Annotated in this window: 13 protein-coding genes; 3 read left to right on the plus strand and 10 right to left on the minus strand. The window is 72.7% G+C overall.

The annotated features are described in order from the left end of the window. Positions 1-13 precede the first annotated feature (13 nt). From ABZ948_RS00395 to ABZ948_RS00410, 4 genes are all read right to left on the minus strand, one after another. On the minus strand, positions 14-910 hold the full coding sequence (locus ABZ948_RS00395) for a DMT family transporter (RefSeq protein ID WP_359756108.1): 897 nt from the start codon (positions 908-910) through the stop codon (positions 14-16). Between the two features lie 134 nt (positions 911-1,044). Beyond that, positions 1,045-2,943, minus strand: a complete 1,899-nt coding sequence (locus ABZ948_RS00400) for an SMI1/KNR4 family protein (protein WP_359755898.1) — start codon at positions 2,941-2,943, stop codon at positions 1,045-1,047. 70 nt (positions 2,944-3,013) lie between these two features. Next, positions 3,014-3,589: a dihydrofolate reductase family protein gene (locus ABZ948_RS00405; RefSeq protein ID WP_359755900.1), complete on the minus strand. Its 576-nt coding sequence runs from the start codon at positions 3,587-3,589 to the stop codon at positions 3,014-3,016. Positions 3,590-3,787: 198 nt separating this feature from the next. Further along, positions 3,788-4,726, minus strand: coding sequence for an alpha/beta fold hydrolase (locus ABZ948_RS00410; RefSeq protein ID WP_359755902.1), 939 nt, complete (start codon positions 4,724-4,726; stop codon positions 3,788-3,790). A 144-nt stretch (positions 4,727-4,870) separates the two neighbouring features. On the opposite strand from ABZ948_RS00410, the gene ABZ948_RS00415 reads away from it, so the two are divergent. After that, complete coding sequence (locus tag ABZ948_RS00415; protein WP_359755903.1) at positions 4,871-5,503, plus strand: TetR/AcrR family transcriptional regulator; 633 nt, start codon at positions 4,871-4,873, stop codon at positions 5,501-5,503. Between the two features lie 69 nt (positions 5,504-5,572). On the opposite strand, the gene ABZ948_RS00420 is transcribed toward ABZ948_RS00415, so the two are convergent. Next, positions 5,573-6,445 (minus strand): acyl-CoA thioesterase, encoded by an 873-nt coding sequence (locus ABZ948_RS00420; protein ID WP_359755904.1) that lies wholly within the window; start codon positions 6,443-6,445, stop codon positions 5,573-5,575. A 37-nt stretch (positions 6,446-6,482) separates the two neighbouring features. Further along, positions 6,483-8,996 (minus strand): DEAD/DEAH box helicase, encoded by a 2,514-nt coding sequence (locus ABZ948_RS00425; protein ID WP_359755906.1) that lies wholly within the window; start codon positions 8,994-8,996, stop codon positions 6,483-6,485. A gap of 145 nt (positions 8,997-9,141) precedes the next feature. Here ABZ948_RS00425 and ABZ948_RS00430 point away from each other — a divergent pair, with 145 nt between their 5' ends. Then, positions 9,142-9,936, plus strand: coding sequence for a metal-dependent hydrolase (locus ABZ948_RS00430; protein ID WP_359755907.1), 795 nt, complete (start codon positions 9,142-9,144; stop codon positions 9,934-9,936). Positions 9,937-9,964: 28 nt separating this feature from the next. Here ABZ948_RS00430 and ABZ948_RS00435 read toward each other — a convergent pair whose 3' ends face one another. The 4 genes from ABZ948_RS00435 to ABZ948_RS00450 form a co-directional block, all read right to left on the minus strand. Next, the gene (locus ABZ948_RS00435; RefSeq protein WP_031114907.1) at positions 9,965-10,210 is read right to left on the minus strand and encodes a type B 50S ribosomal protein L31; all 246 of its coding nucleotides are present in this window, start codon (positions 10,208-10,210) and stop codon (positions 9,965-9,967) included. Positions 10,211-10,258: 48 nt separating this feature from the next. Next, the gene (locus ABZ948_RS00440) at positions 10,259-10,729 is read right to left on the minus strand and encodes a DUF5709 domain-containing protein (RefSeq protein WP_359755908.1); all 471 of its coding nucleotides are present in this window, start codon (positions 10,727-10,729) and stop codon (positions 10,259-10,261) included. 329 nt (positions 10,730-11,058) lie between these two features. After that, a complete protein-coding gene (locus ABZ948_RS00445; RefSeq protein ID WP_359755910.1) occupies positions 11,059-12,840 on the minus strand; it encodes an ABC transporter ATP-binding protein in 1,782 nt (593 codons plus the stop codon). Further along, a complete protein-coding gene (locus ABZ948_RS00450; RefSeq protein ID WP_359755912.1) occupies positions 12,837-14,642 on the minus strand; it encodes an ABC transporter transmembrane domain-containing protein in 1,806 nt (601 codons plus the stop codon). The genes ABZ948_RS00445 and ABZ948_RS00450 overlap by 4 nt, the downstream gene beginning before the upstream one ends. 199 nt (positions 14,643-14,841) lie before the next feature. Here ABZ948_RS00450 and ABZ948_RS00455 point away from each other — a divergent pair, with 199 nt between their 5' ends. Continuing rightward, entirely contained in the window at positions 14,842-16,425 is a 1,584-nt protein-coding gene (locus tag ABZ948_RS00455) for a peptide-N4-asparagine amidase (RefSeq protein ID WP_359755913.1), read from the plus strand. Positions 16,426-16,436 lie beyond the last annotated feature (11 nt).

The following is a 16,436-nucleotide window of genomic DNA, read 5'->3' on the forward strand; positions in this document are numbered from 1 at the left end:
TGACCTCCTTGGCTCAGGGCGCTTCCGCCGTCTGGCGCTCCTCGTCCGGTGCCACCAGCGACCGGGTGAGCGGGATCCGCGCCAGCGCGAAGACGCCCGCGGCGATCAGCGCCACACCGAACAGCTGGGGCAGCAGCCACCAGCCGGAGCGGACGGTCTCCTCGTACAGGAGGATGCCGAGGGCGAGGCTCACCAGCGCGTCGCCGAGGCTGAGCGCGGGCTGCGAGGCGACCAGCGGGCCGGCCTGCATCGCGTTCTCCAGCAGGAACAGCGCGCACACGCCGGTCGCGGCGAACGCGTACGTCTGCCAGGCGGTGAGGAAACCCACGATCCCCTGGTCGTCGAGGATGTGGGTGGCGGCCTTCATCAGTGCCGCCGTCACCGCGTAGCTGATCGCGGTCGCGGCACCCAGGCACGCCGCCCGGGCCCGGCCCTCCGGGCGGCGGACGGCGGCCAGGGCGAGGCCCACCACCGCCCCGGCGCACACGGCGAGCGCGGGGATCCAGCGGTCCAGCTCCACATGGGTGCGGTTGCCGGTCGGTGACGCGGCGGCGAGCGCGATCGCCAGCCCCGCCACCACCGCCGTCACGGCCAGCCAGCCCGTGCCCGGCAGACGCCGGTGCATCAGCAGCGAGGCGACGACGAGGGTCAGCGGCAGCTCCAGCACGAACAGCGGCTGCACGATCGTCAGCGGCCCGGTCGCCAGCGCCAGCGCCTGGCATACGGCGGCGCCGATCACCGCGAGGATCCCGGCCAGCCACACCGGCCGGCGCAGCAGATCGAGCATCAGCCCGGCCCGGAAGCCCTCCGAGCGCGGCACGGTGAGTGCCGCCTTGCGCTGCAGGACCGTCGCCACGGCGTTGCTGAAGGCCGCGCAGACCGCGAACACGACGGGGAGCACGGTGTGCAGCGTGGTCACCTCCCCGGATCGGCGGGCGTGTGACGCCGGCTGGGCCTCCTTCTGCCATGGTCGCCGGACCGGGGCACGGGCGCGATCGGAGCCGTCGAGCACCTCGGTGAAGGCGCGGGGGTCGGAAAAGGTGCCTACCAGATCCGGATCACCGAGTACGTCTCGCCGTCCTGCGGCGGGCGTGTCCAGGAACGGGTCGTGAACGTGTGCAGCCGCCCGTGGACGATGGCATGGCGCGGCAGCGACACACCGAATTCCCCGGCCACCGCTTCCAGCAGCGACCGCTCCGCCTCGGCGCCCTCCTCCGGGGCGTCGCCGAAGAACCGGCCCGGATCCAGGGCCCGCGGTATCTCCCCGGTGCGCCGGGTCTCTCCGTCCGCGTGCGTGAACGCGTACTGCTCGACACCGTCTCGCGCCACCGACAGGTGGAAGAACGGCTCCCCGTGCCGTGGCCGCAGGCCGCTCCACACCACCACCGCGCGGGTGCCCGCCCCGGCGGCCGCCGCGGCGGGGGAGACGAACCGCCGGTGGCTGAACGGGGCGGGATCGCCGTCGAAGGCGAAGCTCCAGCCGGCGCCGGCCCGGCCCACCGCCATGAGAGCCCTGTCGTCGAAGGAGGAGAACTCCTGCCGGTTCCGCAGCGATCTGCGGCGTGCCTCCCAGAGGGTCATGGGTTCGTCCAGCGCGGCGCCGTCACCGTCGGCGAGGCGTGCGGGCAGCTCCTCCGGCTCCACCCCCTCCACCAGGACGAACCGGTAGGACGTGCGGTTGTGGCCCGGGTCCGGCTCCGCGAGCCACGCCAGATCGCCCGGGTCGAGCCCGGCCACCGGGCGCGGTGCCGCACCCTCCTGCCCGCCCCTCGGCGTGGACAGCAAATCCCGGCCCCGCTCCGGAGTCAGCAGCGGCCCCAGCACCGGGTCGGCCACCCATCCCATCGGCGCCAAGTGGTCCGGCCCCAGCGGTTCCCACAGGGGCAGGGCATCGACCAGTGTCCGCCACGCCCCGTCCGAGTCCCCCCACCGGGCCAGCTCCCGCGCCCGCTCCACCGCTTCCCCGAACGGCCCGGCCGGCGCGTACCGGTACATGCCGTTCCGCACCTGGTCCAGCGTCGCGTAGGCGAGGGACACCAAGTCGTCGTCGGCGCCCCGCAGATGGAAGCGCAGCGTGGAGTCGTCCCGGTACGAGTGGGCCGCGTGCTCGGCGACCAGCGGCGGCAGCAGCTCGGGGGCGTACTGCGGGTCCGTCACCAGCCCGTCGAAGTACACCATGTAGGTCTCGCCGAGCAGACGGCGTATCTGGTCGCCCAGCCCGGCGGCCCGCGGTCTGCCGTACTCCTTGGCCTCGTCCAGCGCCCTCGCTGCCCCTTCCCAGTCGCCGCGCAGGGCCTCCAGCCGGGCCTGTGCGACCTGGGCGTCGAGCTTTCGCGTCGTGTCGTTGGCGAACTCAGGCCCCCCGTCGCTCCGGTGCGTGCCGAGGCTGTGGAACTCGCGGTGCATGTCCCGCATGAACGCGAGGAAGTTCGCGTGCCGCTCGGGTGGCTCGGCCCGCCAGCTCGCCCAGGTGTACACGGCCCACTCGCCGTCCTCGTCCACGTCCTCGGGGTCCATGAGGACGTGGGTGACGTCGGACTCGACGTCGAGCTGCAGCCCGCGCCGCCAGAGGTCCGCCTCGCGCCGCTCCTCGGGCCCGGCGTCCTCGTCCAGGTACTCCTCCATCAGGTCGGCGAGGCCCGACGCGTTGTCATGCCAGCGGGCGTCCTCCGTCCCCGCCAGCAGCCATACGAAGCCGCCCGCGTGCCGCCACCCGTCGCTGACCTTGAGGAACTCCCGGTACGACGGGGGCATCCGCCGGCCGAGGCGCTCTTCCATGGCAGCGATCCGCTCCTCGGACGCGGCCGGGAACCCCAGCCAGCGCGCCTGCCACGCAGCCTCGTCGTCCTCGCTCCGCGTGCCGTCGTCCGGCAGCGAATCCGCCCATTCCGCGCTCCACTTGAGCAGGAAGGAACGCCAGTCGAATGCCGTGGTGTCCGTCATGCCACCGATGCTGCCACCCGCCACTGACAGTGGCCCCCGCGATCCGCGGCCCTCTTCCCCTCCGTACGGGTCAGTGGAGGGTGGGCCGGTAGACGAGCTCCTGGATGTGACCGTCGAGCGTCCGGTTCTCCACCAGTTCCAGGTCGAAGTCGGCCGCACCCTGGAAGACCGGGTCCAGGCCGGTCCGGCCGGTGATGACGGGGAAGAGCGTCACCTGCAGGCGGTCGACCAGCCCGGCGGCCATCAGCGCCCGGTTCATCGACAGGCTGCCGTGGGAGCGCAACGGCACGTCGGACTCGTCCTTCAGCCGGGCGACGACGTCGACGGCGTCACCGCTCACGACGGTCGCGTCGGGCCAGTCGAGGGGGCCTTCCAGCGTCGTCGACACCACTGTGGCCGGCAGGTTCCGCATCCGGGTCACCCAGGGGTCGCGCACGTCGGACTCCTCGGTGCTGGACGCCAGCATGCCGGCGAACGCCCGGTACGTGTTCGCCCCGAAGACCATCCGCTGCTCCGTGCCGTACAGGGCCAGGCGGTGTTCGAGCAGCTCGGGGCCCTGCTTGCCCCAGTAGCCCGTCCAGTCGGCGCGGGCGGCGCCGTAGCCGTCGAGGCTGGAGAAGACGTCGAAGGTGTAGGTGGCGGTCATGGCGTTCTCCTCGAGCGCGGGCGAGCGGTGCGGGCACGGGCGGCGATCTTCCCCGGCGATCTTTCCCCCGGCAGACTTCGCCGGCCGTCACATCGATAGACCCGGCCCGCCCCCGGAAATCATCGCCGCGCCGGACGAGGAGAATGCCGTAGCGCCTCAGCACCCCAGCACTCCAGCACCCCAGCGCCCCACGGTCACTCACCTCACCGCATCGGCCGCGCCGCGCTCCACGCCGTCCATGAAGTCCAGCATCAAGCGGTTGCTCCGCTCGGCATGGTCGATCTGGGGCCCGTGGCCGGTGCCGGACATGATCTCGGCCCGGGCGCCCGGGATGAGCCGCGGGACGCGCTCCAGCTGCCGCTGGGGGTGTACGAGCAGGCTGCGCCTGCCCATGAGCAGGTACAACGGCGTGGTGATGCCCGCCAGTTCGGCGTCGGACAAGGGCAGGGGCGCCGGGCGGCGTATGCGGTGTGCGCGGACTCCGCTCCTGACCATGGCGCGCAGTTCCGGCACCACGAGCACCGGCTGCTCCAGCCAGGCCGCGAGGCGAGGCCGCAGCGCCTTGGGGGCGAAAGTGGCGAACAGGCTCGCGAAGATCCAGACGAAGAAGCGCAGCCCCACCTTCTCCAGGCCGCCCGGATCGAGCAGCGTGACCGAGGCGAGGCGCTCGGGCCTGCGGTGCGCCTGATTCAGGACGAGCCAGCCGCCGTAGGAGCTGCCGACGAGGTGGACCCGGTCGAGTCCGAGGGCGGCCAGGGTCTCGTCGAGCCACTGGGCGGCCCGCTCGGGCTGGTGGATGGGGGCGCGCTGGACGCTGCGGCCGGGGTCGCCCGGGGTGTCGAGCGCGTAGACGGGCCGCTCACCGCTGAGGTCGGCGGTGTTCGGGTACCACATGGCGGAGCAGCTGCCCGCGCCGTGCACGAGCACGACGGGGGTGCGGTCGCGGGCGGCGGGGTCGGCGGGGTCGTAGCGGTAGACGTGCGTGGTCGCGAAGGACGTCTCCACGTCCTGCTCCCAGGAGGCGGGCGCGCCGAGCGCGTACACCGCGTCGCAGGCGGCGAAGTACTGGTCGCGCCGGGCGTCGCTGACGAAGCGGCCGACATCGGCCTGGCGGGGGGCTGTTGCGGACGGGGACACGGCTACCTCCCGGAACGGTCCATCTTTGTGGTACGACCGTACCACGATGATGGTACGGCTGTATCATCAAAGGGGCTCAACCAAGGGGAGTCATCAAGGGGCCGGAGGGCCCGCGCACTGCCGATCGGAGCGGAGAGACGACGGATGCCCAGACGCGTGGACCATGCGGAGCGGCGCACCGAGATCGCGGAGGCACTCGTCCGGGCCGCCGGGCGGCTGGGTCTGCACGCGGTGGGGATGCGCGACGTGGCGGCGGAGGCGGGCGTGTCGCTCCGGCTGGTGCAGTACTACTTCGAGTCCAAGGAGAAGCTGCTGCTCTTCGGGCTGCGACATCTCACCGAGCGGTTCGCGCGACGGGTGGCCGCCCGGGTGGCGGCCGCCGGGGCCGATCCGGGGGAGCGCGCGGTGATCGAGGCACTCCTGGCGGCGGCCCTGCCGGTCGATGCCGAGAGCCGGACCTTCCACCACCTGTACACCTCGTACGCGGTCCTGGCCGTGACCGACGAGGCGCTCGCGGCCCAGCCGTTCATCAAGGACCCGGACAGTGCCGAGGACACCGTGGCCGGACTGCTCCGGCAGGCGGCGGAACGGGGGCGGCTGCGGCCCGGCGTGGACCCCCGTGCGGCGGCGGCCGGACTGCTGTCCCTGTCCGCCGGACTCGGCACCAGCGTCCTGGTCGGCCAGCGCGGTGCCGAATCGGCCACCGGCGTGCTCGCCCACCACCTGGACCTGATCTTCCAGCCCGCGGAGCAGCCCGCAGAGCAGCCCGCGGAGTGAACCCCGCCGACACCGCCTGAGGGCCGCGCCGGAAACCCCGTCGGCCCGCCGCAGTGCCGAAGGGCCGGGTCAGCCGAGCTTCCGGAAGAGCCCCTCCTGTACGACCGACACGACCAGCCGGCCGTCACGGTCGTAGATCCTGCCCCGGGCCAGACCACGGCCGCCGACCGCGATGGGCGACTCCTGGTCGTACAGCAGCCAGTCGTCCGCGCGGAACGGGCGGTGGAACCACATCGCGTGGTCCAGGGACGCCATGTCGAAGCCCCGCGGGCCCCACAGCGGCTCGACCGGGATGCGGACGGCGTCCAGCAGGGTCATGTCGCTGGCGTAGGTGAGGGCGCAGGTGTGGACGAGCGGGTCGTCGCCGAGCGGCCCGACCGCGCGCATCCACACGGCGCTGCGCGGCTCGGCGTCCTCGACGTCCTCCGGGCTCCAGCGCAGCCGGTCCACGTAGCGGATGTCGAAGGGCTGGCGGCGGGCCATCCGCTCCAACTGCTCGGGCAGGGCGCCCAGATGCTCCCGGATCTCGTCCGTGACGGTCGGGAGCGACTCCGGGTTCGGGACGTAGCGGGCCGGCGGCAGCTGGTGCTCGAAGCTGCCCTCCTCCGGCTTGTGGAAGGAAGCGGTGAGGTTGAAGATCGTGCGGCCCTGCTGCACGGCCGTCACCCGGCGGGTCGTGAACGACCGGCCGTCGCGCACGCGCTCGACCTGGTAGACGATCGGCACGCCCGGGATGCCCGGACGCAGGAAGTACGCGTGCAGCGAGTGCACCGGGCGGTCGCCCTCCGTGGTGCGGCCGGCGGCGACCAGGGCCTGGCCCGCCACCTGCCCGCCGAAGACCCGCTGCAGGGACTCCTGCGGGCTGCGGCCGCGGAAGATGTTGACCTCGATCTGCTCCAGATCGAGCAGGTCCACGAGCCTCTCGGCCGGGTTCGTCGTCATCGCTGGGATCCTCCTGTGCTCGCTGTGGCCCGGCCCGTCACAGCTGGCCGACGTCGGTGACGCGCACGACCGCACGGCCCTCCGCGTCGGAGGCGGTGAGGTCCACCTCCGCGCTGATGCCCCAGTCGTGGTCGCCGTTCGGGTCGTGGAAGATCTGCCGGACGCGCCACAGGGCGTTCTCCGGCTCCTGCTCGATGAGCAGCAGCTTGGGGCCGCGGGCGTCGGGGCCGGTGCCGAGGTCGTCGTACTCGTCCCAGTACTTGTCCATCGCCTCGCCCCACGCGTCGGCGTCCCAGCCGGACTCCGCGTCCATCTCGCCCAGCTCCTCGACCTGGTCGAGGGCGGCCAGTTCGACGCGGCGGAACATGGCGTTGCGGACCAGGACGCGGAAGGCACGCGCGTTGGCCGTGACCGGCTTGACCTCGTCGGCCTTCTCCTGGGCCTCCTCGGCGGTCATCTCCTCCGGGTTGGCCAGTTGCTCCCACTCGTCCAGCAGGCTGGAGTCGACCTGGCGCACCATCTCGCCCAGCCACTCGATCAGGTCCTGGAGGTCCTCGGACTTCAGGTCGTCCGGGACGGTGTGGTCGAGGGCCTTGTAGGCGCTGGCGAGATAGCGCAGCACGATGCCCTCGGTGCGGGCCAGCTCGTAGTGGGACACCAACTCCGTGAAGGACAGCGCCCGTTCGTACATGTCCCGGATGACCGACTTCGGCGACAGCGGGTGGTCGCCGACCCAGGGGTGGCTCTTGCGGTACGTGTTGTACGCGTGGAAGAGCAGCTCCTCCAGGGGCTTCGGGTACGTGATGTCCTGGAGGCGCTCCATGCGCTCCTCGTACTCGACGCCGTCGGCCTTCATCTGGGCCACGGCCTCGCCGCGCGCCTTGTTCTGCTGGGCGGCGAGGATCTGCCGCGGGTCGTCCAGGGTGGACTCCACGACGGACACCATGTCGAGCGCGTACGACGGCGACTCCGGGTCGAGCAGCTCGAACGCGGCCAGCGCGAACGTGGACAGCGGCTGGTTGAGCGCGAAGTCCTGCTGGAGGTCGACCGTGAGCCGGACGATGCGGCCGGTCGCGTCGGGCTCGTCGAGCTTCTCGACGATGCCGCCGTCCAGCAGCGAGCGGTAGATGGCGATGGCCCGGCGGATGTGCCGCAGCTGCTGCTTGCGCGGCTCGTGGTTGTCCTCCAGCAGCCGGCGCATCGCCTCGAAGGCGTTGCCGGGGCGGGCGATCACCGACAGCAGCATCGTGTGCGTCACCCGGAACCGGGAGGTCAACGGCTCCGGTTCGGAGTCGATGAGCTTCTCGAAGGTCTGCTCCGACCAGGCGACGAACCCCTCCGGGGCCTTCTTGCGGACGACCTTGCGGCGCTTCTTGGGGTCGTCGCCGGCCTTGGCGAGGGCCTTCTCGTTCTCCACGACGTGCTCGGGGGCCTGCGCGACGACGAAGCCCTCCGTGTCGAAACCGGCCCGGCCGGCACGGCCCGCGATCTGGTGGAACTCCCGGGCCCGCAGGGTGCGCACGCGCGTGCCGTCGTACTTGGTGAGGGCCGTGAACAGCACCGTGCGGATGGGGACGTTGACGCCGACGCCGAGCGTGTCCGTGCCGCAGATGACCTTCAGCAGACCGGCCTGCGCGAGCTTCTCCACCAGGCGGCGGTACTTGGGCAGCATGCCGGCGTGGTGGACGCCGATGCCGTGCCGGACGTAACGGGACAGGTTGCGGCCGAACTTGGTGGTGAAGCGGAAGTTGCCGATCAGGTCGGCGATCTGCTCCTTCTCCTCCTTGGAGCACATGTTGATGCTCATCAGCGCCTGCGCCCGCTCCACGGCCTGCGCCTGCGTGAAGTGCACGATGTAGACGGGCGCCTGCCGGGCCTGGAGCAGGTCGGTCAGTGTCTCCGTGAGCGGCGTGTACCGGTACTCGTAGGACAGCGGCACCGGGCGGGTCGCCGAGCGGACCACCGCCGTCGGGCGGCCCGTGCGGCGGGTGAGGTCCTTCTCGAAGAAGGAGACGTCACCGAGCGTCGCCGACATCAGCACGAACTGCGCCTGCGGCAGCTCCAGGATCGGGATCTGCCAGGCCCAGCCGCGGTCGCCCTCGGCGTAGAAGTGGAACTCGTCCATCACGACCTGGCCGACGTCCGCGTCCTTGCCGTCGCGCAGCGCGATCGACGCGAGGACCTCGGCGGTGCAGCAGATGACCGGGGCGTCGGCGTTGACCGACGCGTCGCCGGTGAGCATGCCCACGTTCTCCGTGCCGAAGATCTTGCACAGCTCGAAGAACTTCTCCGACACCAGCGCCTTGATCGGAGCCGTGTAGAAGGTGACCTCGTCGCGGGCCAGGGCCGCGAAGTGCGCGCCCGCCGCGATCATGCTCTTGCCGGAGCCGGTGGGCGTCGACACGATCACGTTCGCGCCGGAGACCACCTCGATCAGCGCCTCCTCCTGGTGGGGGTAGAGCGTGAGACCCCGCTCGCCGGCCCACGACTCGAAGGCTTCGTACAGGGCGTCGGGGTCGGCGGTCCGCGGCAGCTGATCGATGAGGGTCACGCCCCCATCTTGCCTGGCCCGGTGCCCGATGCGGGAATCGGCTGCGGGCCCGAAGATCACGAACGCTACGCTGGGGCGCCGACGACGCGTCAGCGCACCCGGTCAACTGGACAGCGGCACACGAGGAATGGGGCGGGCAACGGCCATGATGGGACCAGCACACTCACTGTCGGGCGCCGCCGCCTGGCTCGGCGTCGGTGCGGCCGCGGCCGCCGCCGGGCACCCGATGCCCTGGCCGGTCCTCCTCGTCGGCGCCCTGATCTGCGCCGGAGCCGCCCTTGCCCCGGACCTCGACCACAAGGCGGCCACCATCTCCCGGGCCTTCGGTCCGCTGTCGCGCTGGCTGTGCGAGATCGTGGACAAGCTGTCGTACGCCGTCTACAAGGCCACGAAGAAGCAGGGCGACCCGCGCCGCTCCGGCGGGCACCGCACGCTCACGCACACCTGGCTGTGGGCGGTCCTGATCGGCGCGGGCACCTCGGTCGTGGCGATCACCAGCGACCGCTGGGGCGTGCTCGCGATCCTCTTCGTACACATGGTCCTGGCCATCGAGGGCCTGCTGTGGCGGGCGACCCGCGGCTCCAGCGCCGACGTCCTGGTCTGGCTGCTGGCCGCGACCACGTCGTGGATCCTCGCCGGCATGCTGGACCAGCCGGGCAACGGCGCGGACTGGCTGTTCACGGCGCCGGGCCAGGAGTACCTGTGGCTGGGGCTGCCGGTCGTACTGGGCGCGATCGTGCACGACATCGGGGACGCGCTGACCGTCTCCGGCTGCCCGATCCTGTGGCCCATCCCGGTCGGGCGGAAGCGCTGGTACCCGGTCGGGCCGCCGAAGGCCCTGCGGTTCCGGGCGGGCAGCTGGGTCGAGCTCAAGGTGCTGATGCCGGCGTTCATGCTGCTCGGCGGGGTGGGCTGCGCGGCGGCGCTCAACGTGATCTGAGCGCCGGGCGGGATCCCGGCGACAGGGCTCAGCCGCTGCCGTAGCGCCGCTCGAACGCCGCGACCCGGCCCTCCGAGTCCACCGTGCGGGCCTTGCCCGTGTAGAAGGGGTGGCTCTCCGAGGAGATCTCCACGTCCACCACCGGGTAGGTCTCGCCGTCGTCCCATTCGATGGTCTGGTCGCTGGTCGCGGTCGACCGGGTCAAGAAGGCGTAACCGGCGGCGCGGTCGCGGAAGACGACGGGGTGGTAGTCGGGGTGCTTGTCCTGCTGCATGGATGCTCCTCGGACGGCTCGGGTCGGTTCTGCGATCAACCGGTGGTGTCAGCCGGGCAGGGTGTCCTCGTCGACGATGTGCACGGCGGCCTCCTCGGCCGACGCGGCCGCGCCGTCGATGCCCACGTCCATGGCGACCAGCGCGGGCTCCTCGTCCTCGTGCGTGCCCTCGTCGGGCGCCACCAGGCGGCCGGAGCGGGCGGCGCCCACCTCGTTGTCCAGGAGTTCCCCGTCCGTGCCCTGGCAGTCCCCGAGGCCGTCGCCGTCGGACGCGACGGGATCCGGCAGCTCCTCGGAGAGCCGCTGGTCCAGGGTCTCGCCCCGCAGGCGCTCGGCCGCCGTCACACCGCGGTGCTCGACGGCCCAGGGCCGCTCGGGAGGGGACCAGCCCCGGTCCAGGGGATCGTCGACGCCGTCGTACTCCAGGGTGTCCTCGGCGTCGAGCAGCCCCGTGTCCTCCCTCTGCTCGTCTTGGTCCGGCTGGTAGACGTCGTCGCCCCAGCCGTCGGAGCTGTTCACGGGTACCTCCAGGGGGTGGGGACGGGCCCGTCTCACCGGGACCCGCGCCGGGCCGCCGCCGCACGGAGCACTGGCGCCGCCCGTCGCCGAACCTCGTGGTTTCCGGGCGTTCCCCGAGCCGGTGCCTGACTCCAGCCTTCCACCGAGCCTCACCACCGCGCAACGCCACGACAGGGACGCGCGCGGCCACGCGCTGTCCGCGCGCCGCTCCGGCCCGGGCGCGGCGCAGGCGCGACGACGCCAGGCTCCCACCGGGCAAGGGCTCCCCGCGCCCACGCCCGGGGGCGGCTCCGCACCGGCCCGCCGCCGGAGCCGCCCCGGCCGGCCTCTCAGCCGTGCCACGACCTCCACAGCGCCGCGTACGCCCCGTCCGCCGCGACCAGCTCCTGGTGGCTGCCCAGCTCGCTGATCCGGCCGTTCTCGACCACGGCGATGACGTCCGCGTCGTGCGCGGTGTGCAGGCGGTGGGCGATGGCGACGACGGTGCGGCCGTCCAGGACCCGGGCCAGGGAGCGCTCCAGGTGGCGGGCGGCACGCGGGTCGAGCAGGGACGTCGCCTCGTCCAGGACGAGCGTGTGCGGGTCGGCGAGCACCAGGCGGGCCAGCGCGATCTGCTGCGCCTGCGCCGGGGTGAGCGCGAGACCGCCCGAGCCGACCTCGGTGTCCAGGCCGTCGTCGAGGGCGCGGGCCCAGCCGTCCGCGTCGACCGCGCCCAGCGCCGCCCACAGCTCGGCGTCCCCGGCATCCGTCCGGGCGAGCAGGAGGTTGTCGCGCAGGGAGCCCACGAAGACGTGGTGCTCCTGGTTGACCAGGGCCACGTGCTCGCGGACGCGCTCCGCGGGCATCCGGGACAGCTCGGCGTCGCCCAGGGTGATCCGGCCGTCCCGGGGCGCGTAGATCCCGGCGAGCAGCCGGCCCAGCGTGGACTTGCCCGCGCCCGAGGGGCCGACCAGGGCCAGCCGGGTGCCGGGCGCGACCTCCAGGGACACCTTGCGCAGGACGTCCACGCCTTCCAGATAGCCGAAGTGCACCCGGTCGGCGTGCACGTGGCGCCCGTCGGGGGCCAGCTCGGCGTCACCCCGGTCCGGCTCGATGTCCCGGACCCCGACGAGCCGGGCCAGTGACACCTGCGCCACCTGCAGCTCGTCGTACCAGCGCAGGATCATGCCCACCGGGTCGACGAGCATCTGGGCGATCAGCGCGCCGGTCGTGAGCTGACCGACGTCGATCCACCCGTGCAGGGCGAATACACCGCCGATCATCAGGACCGAGGCGAGCACCGTCACATGGGTGGTGTTGATGACCGGGAAGAGCACCGACCGCAGCCAGAGCGTGTACCGCTCCCAGGCGGTCCACTCCCGGATGCGGCGCTCCGACAGCGCGATGCGGCGGTCGGAGAGGCGGTGGGCCTCGACCGTGCGCCCGGCGTCCACCGTCTCGGCGAGCGCGGCGGCCACGGCGGCGTACCCGGCGGACTCCGAGCGGTAGGCCGAGGGAGCCCGCCGGAAGTACCAGCGGCAGCCGACGATCAGCAGCGGCAGGGCGAGCAGCACGGCGAGCGCCAGCGGCGGCGCCGTGACGACCAGCCCGCCCATCAGCAGGACCACCCACACCACGCCGATGGACAGCTGCGGCACGGCCTCGCGCATCGCGTTGCCCAGCCGGTCGATGTCCGTGGTGATCCGGGACAGCAGGTCGCCGGTCCCGGCCCGCTCCAGCACGCCGGGCGGCAGCCCGACCGACCGGACGAGGAAGTCCTCGCGCAGGTCGGCCAGCATCCGCTCGCCCAGCATCGCCCCGCGCAGCCGCACCTGACGGACGAACAGGGCCTGGACGGCCAGCGCGGCCACGAACAGCCCCGCGGTCAGCTCCAGCCGCAGGTCCCGCGCTCCGTCGGACACCCGCTCCACCAGTCCGCCCAGCAGCCACGGGCCGGCCATCGAGGCGACGACGGCGACCGTGTTGACGGCGACCAGCAGCAGGAACGCCCGGCGGTGCCGGCGCAGCAGTTCGGCCACGTAGGCGCGGACGGTCGCGGGAGCCCCCACGGGCAGGGTGCTCGCCGTGGTCGGGGCCGCCGGGTCGTACGCCGGTGGCGCTACGCCGATCATGCCTTCTCCTCGATCTCTTCCAGTTCGTGCAGTACGTCGTCCAGGTTGACGGAGCCGTTCAGCGCGGCCTCGTCGTCCGTCTCGCGCGTGACCACCGCCCGGTAGCGGGGCTCGGAGTGCACCAGCTCCCGGTGGGCGCCGACCGCGACGACCTCGCCCTCGTGCAGGAACACGACCCGGTCGGAACGGTCCAGCAGCAGTGGGGAGGAGGTGAACACCACGGTCGTGCGCCCGGCGCGCAACTCCCGCACACCCTGGGCGATCCGGGCCTCGGTGTGCGAGTCGACGGCGGAGGTCGGCTCGTCCAGCACGAGCACCTCCGGGTCGGTGATCAGCGACCGGGCGAGCGCGAGCCGCTGCCGCTGACCGCCGGACAGGGACCGGCCGCGTTCGGTGATCCGGGCGTCCATGGGGTCGGTCGCGTCCACCGACCCCTGCACCAGCGCGGCCAGCACGTCGTCGCACTGCGCGGCGGCCAGGGCCCGGCGTGGCTCGACCTCCCCCGACGCGGGCACGTCGAGCAGTTCGCGCAGCGTGCCCGAGAGCAGCACGGGGTCCTTGTCCTGGACGAGGACGGCCGTACGGGCACTGTCCAGCGGGAGTTCGTCGAGCGGCACGCCGCCCAGCAGCACCGAGGTGCCCTCCTGCGACGGGTGCCCGCCCAGCCGTTCGGCCAGCCGGCCCGCCGCGTCCGGGTCGCCGCACACCACGGCGGTCAGCCGGCCGGCCGGCGCGAGCAGCCCGGACGCCGGGTCGTACAGGTCACCGGACGGGACACCGGCCGCGCGCGATCCCGCGGTGTCCGTGGCCCGCTCCAGCGACAGCACGCCCGCGGCCCGCTTGGCGGAGGGCCGGGAGAAGGAGTACGCCATGGCGATCTCCTCGAAGTGCCGCAGCGGGTAGGTCAGGACCATCACCGAGCTGTAGACGGTGACCAGTTCGCCGACGGTGATCCGGCCCTGGCGCGCCAGGTGCACGCCGTACCAGACGACCGCGATGAGCAGCAGTCCGGGCAGCAGGACCTGGATCGCGGTGATCGTGGACCACATCCGGGCGCTGCGCACGGCCGCGTGCCGGACCTCCTGGGAGGCGCGCCGGTAGCGGTCGAGGAAGAGTTCCTCGCCGCCGATGCCGCGCAGCACGCGCAGCCCCGCGACGGTGTCCGACGCGAGTTCGGTGGCCCGTCCGGCCTTCTCGCGCTGGACGTCGGCGCGCCGGGTGGCGCGGGGCAGCAGGGGCAGCACGGCGAGCGCCAGCACGGGCAGGCCCACGGCGACGACCACGCCGAGCGCGGGCTGGTAGACGAGCAGGCCGGTGCAGACCAGCACGACGGTCACCACGGCCGCGGTGAACCGGGACAGGGCCTCCACGAACCAGCCGATCTTCTCGACGTCACCCGTGGAGACGGCCACGACCTCCCCGGCCGCGACCCGCCGGGTCAGTGCCGAGCCCAACTGGGCGGCCTTGCGGGCGAGGAGCTGCTGGACGCGGGCGGCGGCCGTGATCCAGTTGGTGACGGCGGTGCGGTGCAGGAAGGTGTCGCCGACCGCGTTGCCGGCGCAGGCCAGCGCCAGCAGGCCGCCCGCCAGGGCGAGGCGCTCACCGGAGCGGTCGACGACGGCCTGCACGGCGACACCGACGCAGAACGGCAGCGCGGCGACGGAGGCGAAGTGCAGCAGCCCCCAGGCCAGCGACTTGAGCTGCCCGCCCAGTTGGTTGCGGAAGAGCCACCACAGGAATCGGGGACCCGATCGCGCGTCCGGCACGCCCGGGTCGGGGTACGGAAGGTCTTGAATCTGCATGACGTCCCAGTGGCTCGTGTCAGGGGGATGGGGGTGAGGGCCGAAGGCAACAAACCGTGACAGGTTCGCGTCGCCACGTGGTCGGAGGCAACAGGTTTTCCGTCCACCGACGGGAACCGGCCGACACGGGTGGGAAGAGGCTGCCCAGGCGGGCCGGTGCTCATTGCGCGGGCGGCGGACTCCCCGTAGAACACCGCCCATGAAGAGACGGATCGTCATGTCCATGCTTGCCGGAGCGACCCTCCTGGCGAGCACCCTCCTCGGCACCGGTTCCGCCCACGCGGCCGACGTCCCCGCAGAGTTCGGCACCGACTGGCACGACCCGGTCACGGCGGCCCCGCCCGTCGAGCGGCCGTCCGGGAAGTCCTGCCGAGTCACCCTCGCCCGGGCGCAGTTCCGCGACTTCACCCCCTACCGCGGCACGTACACCCCGCCCGACGGCTGCGGTGACCGCTGGAGCAAGGTGGTGCTGCGGCTCGACGGCAAGGTCAAGGGCCGCCAGTACGACCGGCTCGGCTACCTCCACGTCGGCGGGGTGGAGGTCTTTCGCACCTCGACGCCGCAGCCCTCGCCCGACGGCATCGAGTGGTCCGTGGAGAAGGACGTCACGCGCTACAGCGACACCTTCCGCGAGAGCCGGGACGTCGAGATGCTCATCGGGAACGTCGTCGACGACACCTACACGGGCGTCCTCGACGTCACGGTCACGCTGACGTTCCATCAGGGCCGCCCCGACGGCGGAAGCCCCGACCGGGTCCTCACCCTCGACGGCGACTCGGCCCTCACCGCCCCGCGCAACAGCGAACGCATCGTCGCCGAGGTGTACGCCACCGGCTCCGGCGGCGGCTGTGAGGAGTACTGGTACATGACGGTGCCCGACCCGGCGCCGTACTCCTGCAAGGCCGGTCAGGGTCCCTACCGCGAGGTGCAGATCCGCGTGGACGGCCGCCTCGCGGGCATCGCCACGCCGTTCCCGACGGTGTGGACCGGCGGCTGGTCCAACCCGTTCCTCTGGTACGTGATCCCGGGCCCCCGCGCCTTCGACATCAAGCCGATCACCTACGACCTCACCCCCTTCGCCGGCCTCCTCAACGACGGCCGCCCGCACCGCGTCGAGGTCTCGGTCGTCGGCGTGCCCGAGGGGCAGACCGGCTGGAGCACGCCCGTGAACGTCCTGGTCTGGCAGGACGAACGGCGCGACCGGGTCACCGGCGCACTCACGGTCCACAAGGCCGGCGACCTGGCCAACTCCTCCGTATACACTCCGGGTTCCGAGCACCGGGTGGCGACCGAGGGCGCCCACCGGCTGACCGTCGCCGGATACGTCGACACCTCGCACGGCCGGGTCACCACCACCGTCAGCCGTTCCCTCGGCCACACCTCGGAGCACCACTGGACCGACGGCGAGACGCGCGACGGACTGAAGGCCACCTGGACCGACGACGAGTCGGTGACCGTCGACGGCCGCAGCACCCGCACGCACCGCACCTACACGATGGACGGCACGACCACCCTCGGCGCGGGCGACCGGCTGCGCACGGTCCTGACCCTCGGCGACCGCGCCACCACCGTCGTCCTGCGCGACGGCCGGCGCACGGCCTGGTCGCGCCTCGACGACACCTACACGGGCGACGCCACCTACACGGCCAACGTCCCGCGCGACCAGCGGCACGCGGTCGGCACCAGCAGCGAGCGGTACCGGCTGTACGGCTCGCACGGCTGCCACGACCGCACGCTGACCACCGTGCAGGGGGTGCTCACGGCGGACCGCAACCGTTGTTGAGGCGACCCGTG

Origin of the sequence: Streptomyces olindensis, assembly GCF_040645895.1 — a bacterium.
In the GTDB taxonomy this organism is placed as follows: Bacteria; Actinomycetota; Actinomycetes; order Streptomycetales; family Streptomycetaceae; genus Streptomyces; species Streptomyces olindensis.